Source organism: Paraburkholderia aromaticivorans (genome assembly GCF_002278075.1).
Lineage (GTDB): Bacteria > Pseudomonadota > Gammaproteobacteria > Burkholderiales > Burkholderiaceae > Paraburkholderia > Paraburkholderia aromaticivorans.
In genome coordinates this window covers 570,956-589,067 of the sequence record NZ_CP022989.1, presented here as the reverse complement: position 1 = coordinate 589,067, position 18,112 = coordinate 570,956, and the positions used below count along the sequence as shown (strand labels likewise).

At 62.9% G+C, this 18,112-nt stretch carries 17 protein-coding genes; 9 read left to right on the top strand and 8 right to left on the bottom strand.

The genetic code is table 11. From position 1 onward, the window contains the following. Positions 1 to 72: 72 nt before the first annotated feature. Positions 73 to 975, bottom strand: coding sequence for an NAD kinase (locus CJU94_RS02585; protein WP_095417424.1), 903 nt, complete (start codon positions 973 to 975; stop codon positions 73 to 75). 343 nt (positions 976 to 1,318) lie between these two features. Between CJU94_RS02585 and hrcA the strand changes: the two genes are divergently transcribed. From hrcA to pabB, 8 genes are all read left to right on the top strand, one after another. Continuing rightward, a complete protein-coding gene (hrcA, locus tag CJU94_RS02580; protein WP_095417423.1) occupies positions 1,319 to 2,338 on the top strand; it encodes a heat-inducible transcriptional repressor HrcA in 1,020 nt (339 codons plus the stop codon). A 180-nt stretch (positions 2,339 to 2,518) separates the two neighbouring features. After that, on the top strand, positions 2,519 to 3,589 hold the full coding sequence (gene hemH, locus CJU94_RS02575) for a ferrochelatase (protein WP_095417422.1): 1,071 nt from the start codon (positions 2,519 to 2,521) through the stop codon (positions 3,587 to 3,589). A gap of 8 nt (positions 3,590 to 3,597) precedes the next feature. After that, the gene (locus CJU94_RS02570) at positions 3,598 to 4,005 is read left to right on the top strand and encodes an RNA-binding S4 domain-containing protein (protein WP_095417421.1); all 408 of its coding nucleotides are present in this window, start codon (positions 3,598 to 3,600) and stop codon (positions 4,003 to 4,005) included. 511 nt (positions 4,006 to 4,516) lie between these two features. After that, positions 4,517 to 5,101 carry a nucleotide exchange factor GrpE gene (grpE, locus tag CJU94_RS02565; RefSeq protein ID WP_095417420.1) on the top strand — a complete coding sequence of 195 codons (585 nt, stop codon included), beginning with the start codon at positions 4,517 to 4,519 and terminating at the stop codon, positions 5,099 to 5,101. Between the two features lie 45 nt (positions 5,102 to 5,146). Next, the gene (locus CJU94_RS02560; protein WP_095417419.1) at positions 5,147 to 5,593 is read left to right on the top strand and encodes a thioredoxin family protein; all 447 of its coding nucleotides are present in this window, start codon (positions 5,147 to 5,149) and stop codon (positions 5,591 to 5,593) included. A gap of 153 nt (positions 5,594 to 5,746) precedes the next feature. After that, positions 5,747 to 7,708: a molecular chaperone DnaK gene (gene dnaK, locus CJU94_RS02555; RefSeq protein ID WP_095417418.1), complete on the top strand. Its 1,962-nt coding sequence runs from the start codon at positions 5,747 to 5,749 to the stop codon at positions 7,706 to 7,708. 271 nt (positions 7,709 to 7,979) lie between these two features. Beyond that, positions 7,980 to 9,122: a molecular chaperone DnaJ gene (gene dnaJ, locus CJU94_RS02550; protein ID WP_007179199.1), complete on the top strand. Its 1,143-nt coding sequence runs from the start codon at positions 7,980 to 7,982 to the stop codon at positions 9,120 to 9,122. A gap of 25 nt (positions 9,123 to 9,147) precedes the next feature. Then, positions 9,148 to 11,070: an aminodeoxychorismate synthase component I gene (gene pabB, locus CJU94_RS02545; protein ID WP_095417417.1), complete on the top strand. Its 1,923-nt coding sequence runs from the start codon at positions 9,148 to 9,150 to the stop codon at positions 11,068 to 11,070. 146 nt (positions 11,071 to 11,216) lie between these two features. On the opposite strand, the gene panB is transcribed toward pabB, so the two are convergent. From panB to CJU94_RS02520, 5 genes are read right to left on the bottom strand one after another with little or no spacing between them, the layout of a single operon-like run. After that, positions 11,217 to 12,032, bottom strand: a complete 816-nt coding sequence (panB, locus tag CJU94_RS02540; RefSeq protein ID WP_095417416.1) for a 3-methyl-2-oxobutanoate hydroxymethyltransferase — start codon at positions 12,030 to 12,032, stop codon at positions 11,217 to 11,219. A gap of 37 nt (positions 12,033 to 12,069) precedes the next feature. Next, a complete protein-coding gene (locus tag CJU94_RS02535; protein ID WP_095417415.1) occupies positions 12,070 to 12,750 on the bottom strand; it encodes a deoxynucleoside kinase in 681 nt (226 codons plus the stop codon). Next, complete coding sequence (folK, locus tag CJU94_RS02530) at positions 12,747 to 13,295, bottom strand: 2-amino-4-hydroxy-6-hydroxymethyldihydropteridine diphosphokinase (protein WP_095417414.1); 549 nt, start codon at positions 13,293 to 13,295, stop codon at positions 12,747 to 12,749. The genes CJU94_RS02535 and folK overlap by 4 nt, the downstream gene beginning before the upstream one ends. 48 nt (positions 13,296 to 13,343) lie before the next feature. After that, the gene (gene pcnB, locus CJU94_RS02525) at positions 13,344 to 14,942 is read right to left on the bottom strand and encodes a polynucleotide adenylyltransferase PcnB (protein ID WP_095417413.1); all 1,599 of its coding nucleotides are present in this window, start codon (positions 14,940 to 14,942) and stop codon (positions 13,344 to 13,346) included. 21 nt (positions 14,943 to 14,963) lie between these two features. Continuing rightward, complete coding sequence (locus CJU94_RS02520) at positions 14,964 to 15,383, bottom strand: hypothetical protein (RefSeq protein WP_095417045.1); 420 nt, start codon at positions 15,381 to 15,383, stop codon at positions 14,964 to 14,966. Between CJU94_RS02520 and CJU94_RS02515 the strand changes: the two genes are divergently transcribed. Continuing rightward, complete coding sequence (locus CJU94_RS02515) at positions 15,382 to 16,629, top strand: ISL3 family transposase (protein ID WP_095417046.1); 1,248 nt, start codon at positions 15,382 to 15,384, stop codon at positions 16,627 to 16,629. The genes CJU94_RS02520 and CJU94_RS02515 overlap by 2 nt on opposite strands. Before the next feature lie 17 nt (positions 16,630 to 16,646). Here the strand turns inward: CJU94_RS02515 and CJU94_RS02510 are convergent, their stop codons facing one another. Both CJU94_RS02510 and hda read right to left on the bottom strand, forming a co-directional pair. Beyond that, positions 16,647 to 17,333: a histidinol-phosphatase gene (locus CJU94_RS02510; protein WP_095417412.1), complete on the bottom strand. Its 687-nt coding sequence runs from the start codon at positions 17,331 to 17,333 to the stop codon at positions 16,647 to 16,649. Beyond that, positions 17,326 to 18,087, bottom strand: coding sequence for a DnaA regulatory inactivator Hda (gene hda / locus CJU94_RS02505; RefSeq protein ID WP_095417411.1), 762 nt, complete (start codon positions 18,085 to 18,087; stop codon positions 17,326 to 17,328). Before hda ends, CJU94_RS02510 begins: the two co-directional genes overlap by 8 nt. Positions 18,088 to 18,112 lie beyond the last annotated feature (25 nt).

The following is an 18,112-nucleotide window of genomic DNA, read 5'->3' as shown; positions in this document are numbered from 1 at the left end:
GGAGGTCGTCTGGTGAGCTGGGTAGTCAGGGTTCGGCAGCGGCGGCGTTCGCGTTCCGGGTGTCCTTGCCGCTCAGGGCTTGGGGTCTTCTTCGTGCGACGGGTACTCGTTCCAGTGCAGCTTCTTGCGCAGCGTGGCGAAGTAGCTGTAGCCGACCGGATGCAGCATCGGCACTGTATGGCGCGAGCGGCGCACTTCGATCGTGTCGCTCAGTTCGAGCGAGGTGAACGACTGCATGTCGAAATTGACGTTCACTTCACGCCCCGAGACGATCTGGATGCTCACCTTGGAATCGTCCGGCAGCACGATCGGACGGTTCGACAGCGCGTGCGGCGCGATCGGCACCAGCACGATGCCTTGCAACTGCGGATGCAGAATCGGCCCTTGCGAAGACAGCGCGTAGGCGGTCGAGCCGGTGGGCGTAGCCACGATCAGGCCGTCCGAGCGCTGGTTGTACATGAAGCGGCCGTCCACCGAGACATGCAGTTCCGCCATGCCCGAGAAGCCGCTGCGGTTGACCACCACGTCGTTGAAGGCCAGCGCGTGATAGATCGGGGTGCCGTCGCGCATGATGCGCGCTTCGAGCAGCACGCGTTCTTCGCGTTCGAAATTGCCGGCCAGCATTTGCGGCACGATCTCGCGCATGTCGGAGATCGGAATGTCGGTGATGAAGCCAAGCCGCCCGTGGTTGATGCCGATCAAAGGCGTGCGGTATGGCGCCAGCTGGCGGCCGATGCCGAGCATGGTGCCGTCGCCGCCCAGCACCACGGCCACGTCGGCGCGCGCACCGATCTCGGCGGGACGCAGCGCCGGGTAGTCGGTGACGCCGATCTCGGCGGCGGTGTCGGCTTCGAACACGACCTCGAAGCCGCGCTTTGCGATGCACAAGGCGAGCGCGGTCAACGGCTCGGCGATGCCCGGCGTATTGTTGCGCCCGACGAGCGCGACGGTCTTGAACTGGCTGGTCACTTGCATGCCGGCATTACACCATAGGTAGGGCCTGAAAAGAACCGTAGACAGACCCCGGTGGCGGCCCGGCCCGCGCGGGCCGCCAGCGCATCTCGCGATTATCGTTAGAATGGTGAAGCCTTGATGACATGCGCGCCGGTTAAAGTGCAATGAGGTACCGGCCGCCGGGCGGCCCGGAAGGCGGTCCGCCCGGTGGTCCGCGCGATGATCCGCAACGCGCCGGGCTGAACGCCGGCCAACGGGCCGGACCGAAGGCAACGTGCCGCAGCGGCAAGCGGTGGCGCGTTCGTCAGGGATGGGCGCCCCTAGCGCTCGCGGTAGTCGTGCCATTGAGCTAAAATTTTCCGTCATGCTAGATCCTCGCGCACAAACCCTCCTCAAAACGCTGATCGAGCGCTACATCGCCGAGGGTCAGCCGGTCGGCTCGCGCACGTTGTCGCGCTATTCGGGCCTCGAACTGAGTCCCGCAACCATCCGCAACGTGATGTCCGACCTCGAGGACCTGGGGCTCGTGATCAGTCCGCATACTTCCGCAGGCCGCATTCCCACGCCGCGCGGCTACCGCCTGTTCGTGGATACCATGCTGACGGTGGAGTCCGCCGCCGACGAAGAAGCGGTGATGCGCACCGTGAAGACCACGCTGCAGGCGGGTGAGCCGCAGAAAGTCGTTGCTGCGGCGGCAAGCGTGCTGTCCAATCTGTCGCAGTTCGCGGGCGTGGTGCTGACGCCGCGGCGCAGCCACGTGTTCAAGCAGATCGAGTTCATGCGTTTGTCCGACAAGCGCATTCTGCTGATCATCGTCACGCCGGAAGGCGACGTGCAGAACCGCATCATGGCGACCCAGCGCGATTTCTCGCCGTCGCAACTGGTTGAAGCCTCCAACTACATCAACGCGCACTTCGCGGGCCTCTCGTTCGACGACGTGCGCCGCCGCCTGCGCGAAGAAATCGACGAACTGCGCGGCGACATGACCACGCTGATGCACGCCGCCGTCACGGCCAGCACGGACGAAGCCGACACGGGCGAGACCGTGCTGATTTCCGGCGAGCGCAACCTGCTCGAAGTGGCCGACCTGTCGTCGGACATGGCGCGCCTGCGCAAGCTGTTCGATGTGTTCGACCAAAAGACTAGTCTCCTTCAATTGCTCGACGTGTCGAGTCACGCGGCCGGCGTGCAGATTTTCATTGGCGGCGAGTCGAACCTCGTGCCGATCGAGGAAATGAGCGTGGTCACCGCGCCTTACGAGGTGAACGGAAAGATCGTCGGCACGCTGGGCGTGATCGGACCGACCCGCATGGCCTACAACCGCGTGATTCCGATTGTGGACATTACCGCACGCCTGCTTTCCCTGACTCTGAGCCAGCAGTAGAAACAGCTTTCTTCGACTCCCGGCCGCGCCGGTTTCTGCCGCAAATAATGCGTGACGGCGCGCGGCTTGCCAATTGGCCGAATGGCCAGGGGTGTCCGGCGGACCGGTGCATGAAACACGCCGCTATAATGGTTTCCACCTGAACCGATACTCCGCCTACACGGGTTACCCCTGCTGCCTATGCGCTTCGACCTCGAGCGGCCTTCTCAGAACGCCACGTCACATCGTGTCGCGGTGCTGCTGATCAATCTCGGCACGCCCGACGCGCCGACGCCGCGCGCGGTCCGCCGCTATCTCGCGCAGTTTCTCTCCGATCCGCGCGTGGTCGAAATTCCGGCGCTGCTCTGGCAAATCATCTTGCGCCTGCTGATCTTGCCGTTCCGCGGCCGCGCCTCCGCCAAGAAGTACGCCACGGTGTGGATGCCCGAAGGCTCACCGCTGCGCGTGTTCACCGAGAAGCAGACCGAAGGCTTGCGCCATCTGCTGCAACTGAACGACTACACGGTGCTCGTCGATTACGCGATGCGCTACGGCACGCCGGGCATTCCGGCCATGCTGAACCAGCTCAAGCTGGCCGGCGCCGAACGTGTGCTGCTGATGCCCATGTATCCGCAATATTCGTCGTCCACCACCGCCACCGCGTTCGACGAGGCCTTTTCGGCCCTCAAGCGCATGCGCAATCAGCCGGAAATCCGTACGGTGCGCCAGTACGCCGATCATCCGGCCTACATTGCGGCGCTTGCCGCGCAGGTTCATCACTATTGGCATCAACACGGCCGGCCGGATTTCGCCTCGGGCGACAAGCTGGTGCTGAGTTTTCACGGTGTGCCCAAACGCACGCTGGATCTTGGCGATCCGTATCACGAGCAATGCCAGCAAACCGGCGCGCTGCTGATGCAGGCGCTCGAACTGACGCCGGTGGAGTGCCGCATCACCTTCCAGTCGCGGTTCGGCAAGGCAGAGTGGCTGCAGCCGTATACCGCGCCCACGCTCAAGGAGTTGGGCGCGGCGGGCGTGCGGCGCGCCGATCTGTTCTGTCCGGGTTTTACTGCCGATTGCCTCGAAACCATCGAGGAAATCGGCATGGAAGTGCGTGACGAGTTCCTCCATGCGGGCGGCCAGGATTTCCATCGGATTCCCTGCCTGAACGCCTCGCAGGCGTGGATTGCCGCGCTGGGCGAAATCGTCGCGCAAAATCTGCAGGGCTGGCCGGTGCAGGCGCTGCCCGTACCGCATACGACGGGAGCTTGAGCGGGCTCATGAACTACCGGATTTCGACCGAAGCGGGCGCGAAACTACGCATCGACAAATGGCTTTGGGCGGCGCGCTTTTTCAAGACGCGTTCGCTCGCGGCGGCGGCCGTCGAAAAAGGGCATGTGCGCATTGACGGCGTCAGTGTCAAGCCGGCCAAAGACGTGCGGGTCGGCGACCTGGTCGAGGTCGAGATCGAACGGATTGTCTGGCAGGTGGCGGTGCTGGGCGTGTGCGACGTGCGTGGCCCGGCGAGCATCGCGCAAACGCTTTATGCGGAAACCGAGGAGAGCAAGGTGAAGCGGCAGGTCGAACAGGAGCGGCGCAAGACGTATCGCGAACCGGCGGCCGCATTGCACGGCCGACCGACCAAACGCGACCGGCGCACTATCGACAAACTTTCAGGTGGGGGTTGAACAATTGTTCCATGGTCGCGTGCACGCCACCATATTCGGTAGTGCGGTCGTTGACAGCCCCGGACATGCAGATGGTCGTGGTGCCCGCAATCAGAACCAATGCGACCACCGAGATTGCAAAGGTCAGTTTCACGGTACTCCCCTCGGGAAGGTTCAGGATAAAGACGGGCGAATCGGGTGAAATTGCAATATGTCGGAAAGGCTTACGTCAGATTAGGGTTAACGCGTCTTTTCCGGTGCTTTGTTGGAGCATAGGCCACTTGCCGTCCGCACTCAATCTCAATCTGATTGCGTCGCATTAATGGTTGTAACCGGGCATTTCCGCCGCCCAGCCTTGGTGCGAAAAGATCCGGTAGAACCGCTTGAAATGGTTCTTTCCGGCCTCATCTGCCGTGTTGATTTGCGGTGGCTCGCGAAGTAGTCTGTCGCGATTTTGCAACGCACAAATCGCGTCAGCCTGGATGCGCGGCCGCCACCGTTGGCTTTTACTCATTTAACGACTTTCAGCGACATGGAAAACACGCAAGAGAACCCGACGAGCCAGAATCCCACGCCCGCCGACGAAACCGCGCGCCAGGCCGCCGAGGCTGCGGCACCTCAGCAGGAAGCGGCCGCGAACGCGGCGACCGACTCGCCGGCGAGCGCCGAGCAAGCGGCTTTGGCCGAGGCTCAGGCGAAGATCGCCGAATTGCAGGAAAGCTTCCTGCGGGCTAAGGCCGAGACCGAAAACGTGCGCCGCCGCGCTCAGGAAGACGTCGCCAAGGCTCATAAGTTTGCGATTGAAACTTTTGCCGAGCATCTGTTGCCGGTGATCGACAGCCTGGAAGCCGCCGTCGCCCACTCGTCCGACGATCTGCCCAAGGTGCGCGAAGGCGTCGAACTCACGCTGCGCCAACTCACGGGCGCGCTGGAAAAGGGTCGCGTGGTCGCCCTGAATCCGATTGGCGAGAAGTTCGACCCGCACCGCCATCAGGCCATTTCCATGGTTCCGGCCGACCAGGAGCCGAACACCGTGGTGGCCGTGCTGCAAAAAGGCTTCGTGATCGCGGATCGGGTGCTGCGTCCGGCACTCGTGACCGTCGCTGCCCCGAAGTAATCGGCACAGGGCTTCTGTAAGCCGCTACGTCCGGCAGGCATTGCCATGGCCAGCATTCCCGTCGACGCCTCCGCATTCGCCGCCTTCGGAATGCAGGAGCTCAGCGCCGAGTCATTCGACGCCGGGCTCGCCGAGGCGGGGGACCAACTGGCCGTGGTGTTCTTCTGGGGTCTCGACTGCTACAACTGCGAGATCGCCAAGAAAGCCATGCTGGCGCAGCCGGACGCGATTCGCGCGCTCGGTCTCAAATGGTTTCACAGCAACGTTTACGAGCATCGCGAACTGGGCCGGCGCTTCCTGCTGCACGGCGTGCCCACGTGGTTCTTCTTTTACCGCGGCAAGCGGCTCGGCCGGGCAACCGGCTGGCATGGCCTCGGGCAGTTCGAGGCCGCGGTCGCGGCTGCGCGGGAGAAGATCCGGGCGATCGATGCCGCAAAAACCGCCGGCGAGTACCTTGATGGAACAAATCCGGCCGAAAGTTCGGCCGATTGAAAAAAATTAAAGACCGCATCGTAAAAGAGGTCTTGAAAACGATGCGGACGCACTTATGTTGAGTGCAGGTAGGAATTGAGAGCGGATCGCCTTACCGCCAGCTGGGCAAACAAGGCGCTTCCCGCAGCGATCAAAGTCAGGAGATTAGTAAAAATGGGCAAAATCATCGGCATCGACCTCGGCACGACCAACTCGTGCGTGGCGATCATGGAAGGCAATTCGGTCAAGGTGATCGAGAATTCGGAAGGCGCGCGCACCACGCCGTCGATCATCGCTTACATGGAAGACGGCGAGATTCTCGTCGGCGCGCCTGCGAAGCGTCAGTCGGTCACGAACCCGAAGAACACGCTGTACGCGGTCAAGCGTCTGATCGGCCGCCGCTTCGAAGAAAAAGAAGTGCAGAAAGACATCGGCCTGATGCCGTACAAGATCATGAAAGCCGACAACGGCGACGCATGGGTCGAAGTGCGCGATCAGAAGCTCGCTCCGCCGCAAATTTCGGCGGAAGTGCTGCGCAAGATGAAGAAGACCGCTGAAGACTACCTCGGCGAGCCGGTCACGGAAGCCGTGATCACGGTTCCCGCGTACTTCAACGACAGCCAGCGTCAGGCCACCAAAGACGCAGGCCGCATCGCCGGTCTGGAAGTGAAGCGGATCATCAACGAACCGACCGCGGCCGCGTTGGCTTTCGGCCTGGACAAGAACGAGAAGGGCGACCGCAAGATCGCGGTGTATGACCTGGGCGGCGGTACGTTCGACGTGTCGATCATCGAAATCGCGGACGTCGACGGTGAAAAGCAGTTCGAAGTGCTGTCCACGAACGGCGATACGTTCCTGGGCGGTGAAGACTTCGACCAGCGCATCATCGACTACATCATCGGCGAGTTCAAGAAAGAGCAGGGCGTCGATCTGTCGAAAGACGTGCTCGCGCTGCAACGCCTGAAGGAATCGGCTGAAAAGGCCAAGATCGAGCTGTCGTCGAGCCAGCAAACCGAAATCAACCTGCCGTACATCACGGCCGACGCATCGGGTCCGAAGCATTTGAACCTGAAAATCACGCGTGCGAAGCTGGAGGCGCTGGTTGAAGAGCTGATCGAACGCACGATCGAACCTTGCCGCGTGGCGATCAAGGACGCAGGCGTGAAGGTCGGCGAAATCGACGACGTGATTCTGGTCGGCGGTATGACCCGCATGCCGAAGGTGCAGGAAAAGGTTAAGGAATTTTTCGGCAAGGACCCGCGCCGTGACGTGAACCCGGACGAAGCCGTGGCCGTTGGTGCTGCGATCCAGGGCCAGGTTCTGTCGGGCGACCGCAAGGACGTTCTGCTGCTCGACGTGACCCCGCTGTCGCTCGGCATCGAAACGCTCGGCGGCGTGATGACGAAGATGATCAACAAGAACACCACGATCCCGACCAAGCACGCACAGGTCTACTCGACGGCCGACGACAATCAGGGCGCCGTGACGATCAAGGTGTATCAGGGCGAACGCGAAATGGCAGCCGGCAACAAGCTGCTCGGCGAGTTCAACCTGGAAGGCATTCCGCCGGCACCGCGCGGCACGCCGCAGATCGAAGTGAGCTTCGACATCGACGCGAACGGCATCTTGCACGTCGGCGCGAAAGACAAAGCGACCGGCAAGGAAAACCGCATCACGATCAAGGCGAACTCGGGTCTTTCCGAAGCCGAAATCGAGAAGATGGTGAAGGACGCCGAAGCGAACGCGGAAGAAGATCACAAGCTGCGTGAGCTGGCCGATGCCCGCAACCAGGGCGACGCGCTGGTCCACAGCACGAAGAAGGCGCTCACCGAATACGGCGACAAGCTGGAAGCTTCCGAGAAGGAAAAGATCGAAGCCGCGCTCAAGGACCTCGAAGAAACGCTGAAGAGCGGTTCGAGCGACAAGGCCGCGATCGAAGCCAAGATCGAAGTGGTGGCCACCGCCTCGCAGAAGATGGGCGAGAAGATGTACGCGGACATGCAGGCTGCGCAAGGCGCGGAAGCGGCGGCAGCAGGCGCGGCGGGTGCGGGCGGCGCGGGTGCATCGGCGGGTGGCGCGAGCCAGCAGCAGGACGACGTGGTCGACGCCGAGTTCAAGGAAGTCAAGAAAGACTAAAGCCAGGTCGCATTTCGACCGTAAAGCCGCACACAGCAATGTGTGCGGCCCGGCTGCACAAGGGATTGCGTCCAACCGGGCGACATGAACGTGCGAAAGCGGTTATCGCGCCTGGCGAGCCTTTCGGGGCTCTCCGGGCACATTTGTTTTATGGAGGGCGTTGTTTTCAGGCCATGTTGAAAGGGCATGAAACAGCGGCCGGACGAGTCGTTAGACTCCAGCATTCAAGAGGAGCCACCGCGTCGCATTGCGCGAGTGGCGTTGAACCGATATGGCGAAACGGGATTACTACGAGGTTCTGGGCGTCGCAAAGAACGCGAGCGACGACGAAATCAAGAAGGCTTATCGCAAGCTCGCGATGAAGCACCACCCCGACCGCAATCCGGGCAACAAGGATGCGGAAGGGCATTTCAAAGAGGTGAAGGAAGCCTATGAAATGCTGTCGGACTCGCAAAAGCGTGCCGCGTACGACCAGTACGGCCACGCGGGCGTCGATCCGAACATGGGCGGTGCCGGAGCGCAAGGCTTTGGCGGTTTTGCCGACGCATTCGGCGATATTTTCGGCGACATCTTCGGCCAGGCGGCCGGTGGCGCCGCACGTGGCGGTGGCGGCCGCGCGGGCCCGCAGGTGTATCGCGGCGCCGATCTGCGCTACAGCATGGAAATCACGCTGGAACAGGCCGCGCACGGCTACGACACGCAGATTCGCGTGCCGAGTTGGGTGTCGTGCGAGGTTTGCCACGGTTCGGGCGCCAAGCCCGGCACCAAGCCGGAAACCTGTCCGACCTGTAGCGGTTCGGGTTCGGTGCGGATGTCGCAGGGCTTCTTCAGCATTCAGCAAACCTGTCCGAAGTGTCACGGCACCGGCACCTACATTCCCGACCCGTGCGGCCACTGCCACGGCGCGGGCAAGGTGAAGGAAACCAAGACGCTGGAAGTGAAGATCCCGGCAGGTATCGACGACGGCATGCGTATCCGTTCCGCCGGCAATGGCGAGCCGGGGATCAACGGCGGCCCGTCGGGCGATCTGTATGTCGAGATCCACATCAAGCAGCACTCGGTGTTCGAGCGCGACGGCGACGATCTGCACTGCCAGATGCCGATTCCGTTCACCACCGCGGCGCTCGGCGGCGAGATCGAAGTGCCGACCCTCGCCGGGCGCGCCAGCTTCACGGTGCCGGAAGGCACGCAATCGGGCAAGACGTTCCGTCTGCGTGGCAAAGGGATCAAGGGCCTGCGTTCGAGCATTGCCGGCGATCTGTACGTGCACGTGCAAGTCGAAACGCCGGTCAAGCTCACGGAGCCGCAGCGCGATCTGCTCAAGCAGTTCGAAAAGGCGCTGGTCGAGGGCGGGTCGCGGCATAGCCCGCAAAGCAAGAGCTGGTTCGACCGGGTGAAGAGCTTCTTCGATTAATGACAGTTCGAATGTGGCGGTAAGCATGACGGCAGATGAGCACGGCGCGGTTTTCGCATTGCTCGACGATTGCGACGCGACGCCGGCGCGCCCTTCGAGTCGTCTGTACACGGGATTTGTGCAGGAATGGGTGTGTGCGGATGCGGCGCAACTCGAAGCCGTGTGCGAGAGCGTGGCGGCGGAAACCCGGCGTGGTTCGCATGCCGTCGTGCTCGCCGACTATGAGTTTGGCCGGGATCTCCTCGGCGCCGAGGCGCACTGGTCTCTGAAAACGCAGCGTGGCGATGCCACGCTGCGTTTTTTATTGTTCGAACGTTGCGAAAAGCGTTCGCGTGAAGAGGTCGACGCGTGGCTCATGGCACGTGACCAGGGCGCGGCCGAGCCCTCGGTGGCGGGCACGGCCAACGTGCGCGCGAGCGTCGATCCGGCGCAGTTCAACACGGCGATCGAGGCGGTCCACGAGGCTCTGCGCGCGGGCGATTCCTATCAGGTCAACTACACGTACCGGCTCGGCTTCGACGTGTTCGGTCCGCCTGTCGCGCTGTATCGGCGGCTCAGAGCGCGTCAGCCGGTGCGGTACGGTGCGCTGATCGCGTTGCCGGGCGGCGATTGGGTATTGTCGTGCTCGCCAGAGCTCTTCGTCGAAAAGCAGGGCGAGACGCTGCATGCGCGGCCGATGAAAGGCACGGCGCCGCGTTCCGACGACCCGGCGGCGGACCGGCGCGCCGCCGAATTCCTCGGCAGCGATCCGAAAAACCGTGCCGAAAACGTGATGATCGTCGACCTGCTGCGCAACGATCTGTCGCGGGTGGCGCAAACAGGCTCGGTCAAGGTGCCGGCTCTCTTTTCGGTCGAGCCGTATGCGACGGTCTGGCAGATGACCTCGACCGTGCATGCGGCGTTGCGGCCCGGCACCTCTTTTGCCGGGATCCTGCGTGCGCTGTTTCCATGCGGCTCGATCACGGGCGCGCCGAAGCATCGCACGATGCAGTTGATCGACGAACTGGAGAGCACGCCGCGCGGGCTCTATACGGGCGCTATTGGCTGGCTGGACGCACCGTCAACGGACGCCGACACCACGGGGGCGGACAACCGCGCGTCCGCCGCGAACGAAACCGCCTGTGGCGACTTCTGCCTCTCCGTTGCGATCCGCACGTTGACGTTGAGCCGGTCGACGCAAACCGGCCGACTGGCGGGCAAGATGGGTATCGGCGCGGGCATCGTGCTCGACAGCGTCGCCGCCGACGAATACGCGGAGTGCCAATTGAAAGCCCGCTTTCTGACCGGCGCCGAGCCGGGTTTCGAACTCTTCGAAACGATGTACGCGACGCGCGAAGACGGCGTGCGGCATCTGTCGCGTCATCTTGCGCGACTCTCGTCGAGTGCGGCGGCACTCGGCTTCAGACTCGACGACGCAAACGCCATTCGCGCGGAAGTCGCGGCGAAGTGTGCGTCGCTGCCGGCAAATACGCCGCATCGCATGCGGCTTGCGTTGAGCAAGAACGGCACGGTGCACCTCACCGCGGCGGTGCTGACGCCGTTGGCCGAATCGACTGTCGGCGTGTTGCTCGGACCCGATCACGCTTTCGCGGCAACCGACGCCGCCGACCTGCTGCTGCGGCACAAAACCACCCGCCGCGCCGAATACGATCGCGGCTGGCGCGAAGCCGAAGCGAAGGGTGCGTTCGACACGCTGTTCTTTAACGCGCAGGGCGAGTTGACCGAAGGTGGCCGGTCGAATGTGTTCGTGAAGATGGCTGGCCGCTGGTGGACGCCGCCGCTTGCGTCGGGCGTGTTGCCTGGTGTGATGCGCGGCGTTCTGCTCGAGGAAGAGTCGGGCCTGCAGGCCGCCGAACGTGTGCTGACCCGCACCGATCTGCACAACGCCGAAGCGTTGATGGTGTGCAATGCGCTGCGAGGCGCGGTGCCGGCGCGGCTCGTGGACTGAGTGAGCGTGAGCCGTTACCGGCTGAGCCGTCTCGGCCGGTCTGCGAAGAAAGACAAATGCTTTGCGGGCCTTTACAGGCCATATCGGATATAAGCCGAAACGGGCGCGAATCCCCCCGTTTTGCCCGATCTTCTATTGGTTGAAGCTCAGAACGTGTGCTCAGGTCCTGGAAACGCGCCGTCCTTCACCGCGCGGACATACGCTTCCACGGCCGCCAGAATACTCGGCTGCCCCTGCATGAAATCCTTCACGAAGCGCGGCCGCTTGCCGGGGAAAATGCCCAGCATGTCGTGGAGCACCAGCACCTGACCCGAGCAATCCAGTCCCGCGCCGATACCGATCGTCGGAATACGCAATTGTTTCGTGACGTCGCTCGCGAGCAGTGTCGGGATTGCTTCCATCACGATCAACTGCGCGCCGGCCACCTGCACGGCGAGCGAGTCGCGCAGCAATTGCGTCGCGCCCGCCTCGGTCTTGCCTTGCACCTTGAAGCCGCCGAACGCATGCACGGATTGGGGCGTCAGGCCGACGTGCGCGCACACGGGAATCGACCTCTCCACCAGGAAGCGCACCGTGTCCGCGAGCCATTCGCCGCCTTCGAGCTTCACCATCTGCGCGCCGGCGCGCATCAACTCGACCGAGCTTTTGAACGCGTCTTCCGGCGTGCCGTACGTGCCGAACGGCAGGTCGGCCACGATCAGCGCCGCGGGCCGCGCGCGCGCCACGCTAGCCGTGTGATACGCGATGTCGGCGAGCGACACGGGCAGCGTGGTCGTCTGGCCTTGCAGCACGTTGCCGAGCGAGTCCCCGATCAACAGCACGTCGACGCCCGCGCGATCCAGCAGCGCGGCGAAGCTCGCGTCGTAACAGGTGAGCATGGCGATTTTTTCGCCGGCGTCGCGCATTGCCTGCAGTTTCGGCACGGTGATGGCGTTCCGGCTCGCTTCCTGCAAATAGGTCATGGGTCAATCCGTTGAGAAAAAGAGGTAGCCGCGCCGCTCAGAGCGACGTGCCTTTGACAAAGAATTCCTTGCGGCCGCGCATGGTTTCGATGCGTTCGGCGAGTAGCGCAAGGTCCGCGTCCGAGTCGAGCGGATTCAGGTGTTCGGCGTTGACCGTCAGCACGGGCGCGCGGTCGTAGTGATAGAAAAACTCGTTGTACGCATCGCACAGGGCGTGCAGATAGGCGTCGGAAATCTGCAGTTCCATCGGCACCGCGCGCTTCTGGATGCGCGAGAACAGCACCTCGGGGCTCGCCTGCAGATACACCACGAAGTCCGGCGCCGGCGCGCTGACTTCGAGCCGCGCGGCAAGCGCGCGATACAACTGCCACTCGTCTTCCTGCAGCGTCAGACGCGCGAAGATGTCGTTCTTCTGCGTCATGAAATCGGCGATCAGCGGCGTGCCCGACATGTGCGCCGCGCTCACGTCCTGAGCCTGCTGCGCGCGTTGCAAGGCGAAGTGCAATTGCGTGGGCAACGCGTAACGTGCGGTGTCGCGGTAAAAGCGTTCGAGAAACGGATTGTCCTGCGGCCGTTCGAACAGTTCCTGCATCGACCAGCGCTGCGCAAGACGGCGTGCGAGCGACGTCTTGCCGACGCCGATCGGGCCTTCGATCGCGAGGTAGCCGAACGGCGGCCGCAGCTGCGGCGCCGTGACGGTGAGCGGCGATGAATTCATTCGCAGCGGCCCTTGCCGGCAGAGTTTTCACCGGCGGTCAATGCGTTGAGCATAGGGCACTGGCAAGGCCCTTTGACCTTCTCGATGCGCTGATCGCTCACGCGGCTGAGCAGCGCCTCGGCACGGCCCTGTTGCGGAATGACCAGCGCGGCGTCGATTTCGACGAGCGGCACCAGCGCGAAAGCGCGTTCGGTCAGGCGCGGGTGCGGCACGATCAGATCGGCTTCGTCGATCGATTGATCGCCAAATAGCAGGATGTCCAGATCGAGCGTGCGCGGTGCGTTGCGAAACGGCCGCTCGCGGCCGAACTGATGCTCGATCTTGTGGCATAGCGCAAGCAGATGCCGTACGGGGAGCGTCGTATCGACCTTCACGACGCAGTTGAAATAGTCGTCACCGCCCGCGTCGATCGGGGCAGTGCGATACAGGCTCGACTTGGCGAGCACGGTGATGGTGTGCTGTTGTGCGAGGCACACCACCGCGTCTTTCAGGGTCTGGCGCGCGTCCCCGAGATTCGCGCCGAGGCCGAGATAAGCAACCGTCATGGCATAACTTCCTGCAACTATCGTTCGACGGCAACCGCTAACGCCGTGTCAGTCTTCGTGCGAGCCGTCGTGGCCCGCGTCGTCGGCTGTGCGTTCGGCTGGCGTGCCGCCCTCCAATCCGTCGCCCGGCTTGCGGCTTCTGGCGCCACTGCTGCGCCGCCGTCGTTTTCTGGGGCTTCGGTCCTTCCCGCCTTGCGTGAGCAATGCCTCACGTGCGGCGACGTCTCCTTCTATGAACTCCGTCCACCACGCACCGACCGACTCGTCGAGTTCGCCCGATTCGCAGCGCAACAGGAGGAAATCATACCCCGCTCTAAATCTTTGGTGTTCCAGCAGCTTCAGCGCGCTTCTTCCCGAACGTTTTTCGAGGCGCAACTGCAGGCCCCAGATCTCGCGCATATCCGACGAGAAGCGCTTGTGGATCGCGAGTTTCTCGGTTTGCATGTCAAGCACGTCGTCCATCGCGCGATGCAGCGCGGGGACCGGATATTCGCCGTTCGCTTCGAATTTTTGCCAGCGCTGCTGCACGTCGTGCCATAACAACGTGGCGAACAGGAAGCCGGGCGACACCGGTTTGCCGGCGCGCACGCGGGCATCCGTGTTGTTCAGCGCGAGCGTGATGAATTTTTCGCCGGTGGGCTGTTCGAGCACCACGTCGAGCAAGGGCAGCAGGCCATGATGCAGGCCTTCCTGCCGGAGGCGTTTCAAACACGCGAGCGCATGGCCGGAGAGCATCAGCTTGAGCATCTCGTCGAACAGGCGCGCGGCAGGCACGTTGTTGATCAGATCGGCCATGTTGGCGATCGGCTCGCGGGTGCTGTCCTCGATCTCGAAGTCGAGCTTTGCCGCGAAACGCACCACGCGCAGCATGCGCACCGGATCTTCGCGGTAACGCGTGGCCGGGTCGCCGATCATGCGCAACAGGCGTGCGCGCATGTCGGCCATGCCGTTGTGATAATCCAGCACGGTTTGCGTGGCCGGATCGTAGTACATCGCGTTGATCGTGAAGTCGCGGCGCGTGGCGTCTTCGTGCTGCTCGCCCCAGACGTTGTCGCGCAGCACACGGCCGCTCGCGTCGACCGCGTGGGTGCGGCGGTCGAGCTCGTCGCGCTTCAGGCGGCGCGCCGGCGGCGCGTCGGCCGCGGGCGGGTCGACCAGCGCGCGGAACGTGGAGGTCTCGATGATTTCCTGGCCGAACTGCACGTGCACGATCTGAAACCGGCGGCCGATGATGCGCGCGCGCCGGAACAGTTTCTGCACCTGTTCAGGCGTGGCGTCGGTCGCGACGTCGAAGTCTTTCGGTTTGATGCCGAGCAGCAGATCGCGCACCGCACCGCCGACGATGAACGCGCGGTGCCCGGCCTGTTGCAGACCTTCGGTCACGCGAATCGCGTTCCTCGAAATCAGCGCCTGGTCTATGCCGTGCACGTCGTGCGGAATGATGACCGGCACGTCCGGATCGCGCACGGCTTTCACGGGCGCGCTGGAGCGGGTGGGCTTGCGGCGCGTTTTGCTCGCGCCTGACGATGTGCGCGCCGGTGCGCTGCCGGTTTCGTCTGTTTCGGCTTCGGCGGGCAGGGTGTCGTCAGCGGGTGCCGAGTCCTGGCCGAACAGCTTGCGGATAAATTTTTGGCTCGTCGGCGGAATCTGTGGGTGGTTTGATGCGATTCATGAGGGACAGAGGAAGCGATAGAGTTTCTTGCAGGTAGCGTCAAAGGCGTTCTGCTCGTGCTCGGAGAGGTGCCTCGAAAGCGGGCCACCGAACTCGTGGATCTCATTGAGAAGCAGTGTGCGGGCATCCATGGCGGCTAAGTCCGGATCGACGTGACGGACTTCGATGAGATGGCCACCAAGCATCCAAAGGTGATCGCGGTGGCGGTGCAACGTTTTGCGGGCATAGCCGTGGGTCAGCAGGTGTTGCAGGAAAGGTGTGAAGACCTTCACGAGCGCCTGTCCGAATGGGATGTCCTCGTCCTCGAAGCGCCATGAGGCAGGCCAGTTCTGCAAGTCCGGGACGTAGCGCTCCAGTGCGTGCGGATCTGAGGTAACAATAGCGTCTTTACTGATTCCCGCGCGCTTGCTAACCATGTTGCTGACCCGCCTGCTCAATGCCTGCCATCATTTTCCCGGCTTCGTCTATGAAAGTGCCCGACTGTGCGAGCAGTCCAAAACCATCGAGATCGACGTGCGGCCACGCAAGGGTTCGAAGCCGATCTGTTCGTGTTGCAACCGGCCTGGCAGCGGCTATGACACGCTCGCATCGCGTAGTTTCGAATTTATTCCGATCTGGGGCTTCGCGGTGATTTTGCTGTACGCCATGCGCCGCGTCGACTGCCGTGAGTGCGGCGTGAAGGTCGAGACGGTGCCGTGGGCCATCGGCAAGCACACGCTGACCAAGGCCTACATGCTGTTTCTCGCGCAGTGGGCACGCAAGCTCTCCTGGAAAGAGACAGCGCAAAGCTTTCGCACCAGTTGGGAGAAGGTTGCCCAGGCGGTGGAGTGGGTGGTCGACTGGGGGCTGGCCCATCGCGAACTCGGCACCATCCGCGCTTTGGGCGTCGATGAAATCCAGTATGGCCGAGGGCACAATTATCTCACGCTGGTCTATCAGATCGAGGCCAGCTGCGTGCGCCTGCTTTGGGTTGGCCAGGAGCGCACGAAGGAAAGCTTCGCAAAGTTCTTCGTCATGATCGGCAAACGGTTGTGCGAGCAGGTCGAGTTCGTCTGCTCGGACATGTGGCGGCCCTACATCGAGATGATCGCACTACATTGCCCCAACGCGCTGAACATCCTCGACCGCTTCCACATCGTTGCCAAAATGAACAAGGCGATCGACGAGGTTCGCGCCGAGGAAGCTCGCCGCATGACCCGCGACGGCTATGAGCCAGTCCTCAAGAAGTCCCGCTGGTGTTTGCTCAAGCGGCCAGAGAACCTTACTGACAATCAGCGACTGCGCCTGCGCGATCTGCTGCACTACAACCTGCGCAGTGTCCGCGCCTATCTTCTCAAGGAGGAGTTCCAGCAGATCTGGGATTACATCTCGCCTGTCTGGGCAGGCAAGTTCCTCGATCAGTGGTGCACCCGGGTCATGCGCTCACGCATCGAACCAATGAAGAAGTTCGCACGCACCGTGCGCGCCCATCGAGAACTGATTCTCAACTACTTTCATGCGCGCAAGCAGTTCTCCAGCGGAATCGTCGAGGGTTTGAACAACAAGGCCAAAGTCACCATGAGAAAAGCGTACGGCTTCCGGACGTTTCGAACGACGGAAATCGCGCTATATCATGCACTTGGCAATTTGCCCGAGCCGCCGACAACCCACACTTTTTACTGACGAACCAAATTTTTTGATCACGAGGGTTGGAAGAGTTCGAGGATGCGCCAGCCTTTGGCCTGCGCATGAGCGCGCAATGTGTCGTCGGGATTGGTCGCGATCGGGTCCGTGACTTTTTCGAGCAGCGGAATGTCGTTGTGCGAATCGCTATAGAAATAGCTGTGCTCGAAGTCGCTCCACGTCTTGCCGAGCGAGGCGAGCCACGCTTCGGTGCGCACGATCTTGCCTTCCTTGTAGCTCGGCGTGCCGGTGGGGCGGCCGGTGTACGGCGAATGCGGCTCGCCGTCGACGGTTTCCGCTTCGCAGGCGATCAGCGCGTCGACGCCGAATGCGTGCGCGATCGGGCGGGTGATGAATTCGTTGGTGGCGGTGACCACGCAGCACAGGTCGCCGGCTTCCTGGTGCTGCTTCACCAACTCCTGCGCAACGGGGAAGATCGCCGGCTTGATGACTTCGTGCATGTACTGCGCGTGAAAGTCGGCGAGCTGCGCGCGCGTGTACTTCGACAGCGGCGTGAGCATGGCGATCAGATAGGCGTGAATGTCGAGCCGGCCGGCCTTGTAGTCGGCGAAAAAGCGGTCGTTTTCACGGGCGAAGTTTTCGGCGTCGACCATGCCGTGTTTCACCATGAAGCGGCCCCATTCGTGGTCGCTGTCGGTGGGGATGAGCGTGTGGTCGAGGTCGAAGAGTGCGAGGTTAGCCATGGGGGCCTATTTTACTTGAAGCGGCGGGTGAAGCGGATGCGGCGGGCGCGGCGCGCCGTTCTTCGGCGTCGGGTGAAGCCAGCATGGTACGCAACAGCGGCAGCGTGACCGCGCGTTTCTGTTCGAGCGAGAAGCGGTCGAGCGCGTCGAGCAGCGCCATCAGACTGGGCATGTCGCGGCGAAAATGCGTGAGCAGGTAAGCCGGCACGTCGTCGGCGAGCATGATGCCGCGCTCGCGCGCCGCGTGTTTGAGCACCGCGGCCTTGCCTTCGTCCGGCAGCGGCGCGAGATGGAACACGAGGCCCCAGCCGAGGCGCGTGCGTAAATCCTCGCGCACCGTCATGCCGATGGGCGGCGCGTTGCCCGCGGCGACCAGTGCGCTGGTGGGATGCGCGCGCACTTCGTTGAACAGGTTGAAGACGGCGATCTGCTGCGCGGCCGACAGGCCGTCGCAATCGTCGATTGCGTAGAGGGCGACGCGCGGGTCGAAGCTGAAGGCGGCAAGACTGCTCTGCGGTCCGGCGAAGCGCGCGTGTCCCGGCGACGCCTCGTGCACAAGCGCCTGCAGCAGGTGCGTGCGGCCGCTGCCGGACTCGCCCCAGATATAGAAGGTGCGATCGGCGACCGGCCCGGCGGCGAGCGCGTTCTCGAGCTCGCGCAGGCGCGTGACCAGTTCGGCGTTGGCGCCGGCGAAGAAATTGTCGAATGTCGATGGCGGCGGGGTGCCGAGATCGAGCGTCAGTTGACGAAGCACAGTAGGTTAATGCCGAAAATGAGGC

Bases quoted from the DNA above. Each gene is read 5' to 3' on its own strand.
- CJU94_RS02585 (WP_095417424.1), bottom strand. From the start codon at position 975: ATGCAAGTGACCAGCCAGTTCAAGACCGTCGCGCTCGTCGGGCGCAAC.
- dnaK (WP_095417418.1), top strand. From the start codon at position 5,747: ATGGGCAAAATCATCGGCATCGACCTCGGCACGACCAACTCGTGCGTG.
- hrcA (WP_095417423.1), top strand. From the start codon at position 1,319: ATGCTAGATCCTCGCGCACAAACCCTCCTCAAAACGCTGATCGAGCGC.
- CJU94_RS02520 (WP_095417045.1), bottom strand. From the start codon at position 15,383: ATGGTTAGCAAGCGCGCGGGAATCAGTAAAGACGCTATTGTTACCTCA.
- panB (WP_095417416.1), bottom strand. From the start codon at position 12,032: ATGACCTATTTGCAGGAAGCGAGCCGGAACGCCATCACCGTGCCGAAA.
- hemH (WP_095417422.1), top strand. From the start codon at position 2,519: ATGCGCTTCGACCTCGAGCGGCCTTCTCAGAACGCCACGTCACATCGT.
- CJU94_RS02515 (WP_095417046.1), top strand. From the start codon at position 15,382: ATGTTGCTGACCCGCCTGCTCAATGCCTGCCATCATTTTCCCGGCTTC.
- pabB (WP_095417417.1), top strand. From the start codon at position 9,148: ATGACGGCAGATGAGCACGGCGCGGTTTTCGCATTGCTCGACGATTGC.
- folK (WP_095417414.1), bottom strand. From the start codon at position 13,295: ATGACGGTTGCTTATCTCGGCCTCGGCGCGAATCTCGGGGACGCGCGC.
- CJU94_RS02510 (WP_095417412.1), bottom strand. From the start codon at position 17,333: ATGGCTAACCTCGCACTCTTCGACCTCGACCACACGCTCATCCCCACC.
- CJU94_RS02560 (WP_095417419.1), top strand. From the start codon at position 5,147: ATGGCCAGCATTCCCGTCGACGCCTCCGCATTCGCCGCCTTCGGAATG.
- CJU94_RS02535 (WP_095417415.1), bottom strand. From the start codon at position 12,750: ATGAATTCATCGCCGCTCACCGTCACGGCGCCGCAGCTGCGGCCGCCG.
- CJU94_RS02570 (WP_095417421.1), top strand. From the start codon at position 3,598: ATGAACTACCGGATTTCGACCGAAGCGGGCGCGAAACTACGCATCGAC.
- grpE (WP_095417420.1), top strand. From the start codon at position 4,517: ATGGAAAACACGCAAGAGAACCCGACGAGCCAGAATCCCACGCCCGCC.
- dnaJ (WP_007179199.1), top strand. From the start codon at position 7,980: ATGGCGAAACGGGATTACTACGAGGTTCTGGGCGTCGCAAAGAACGCG.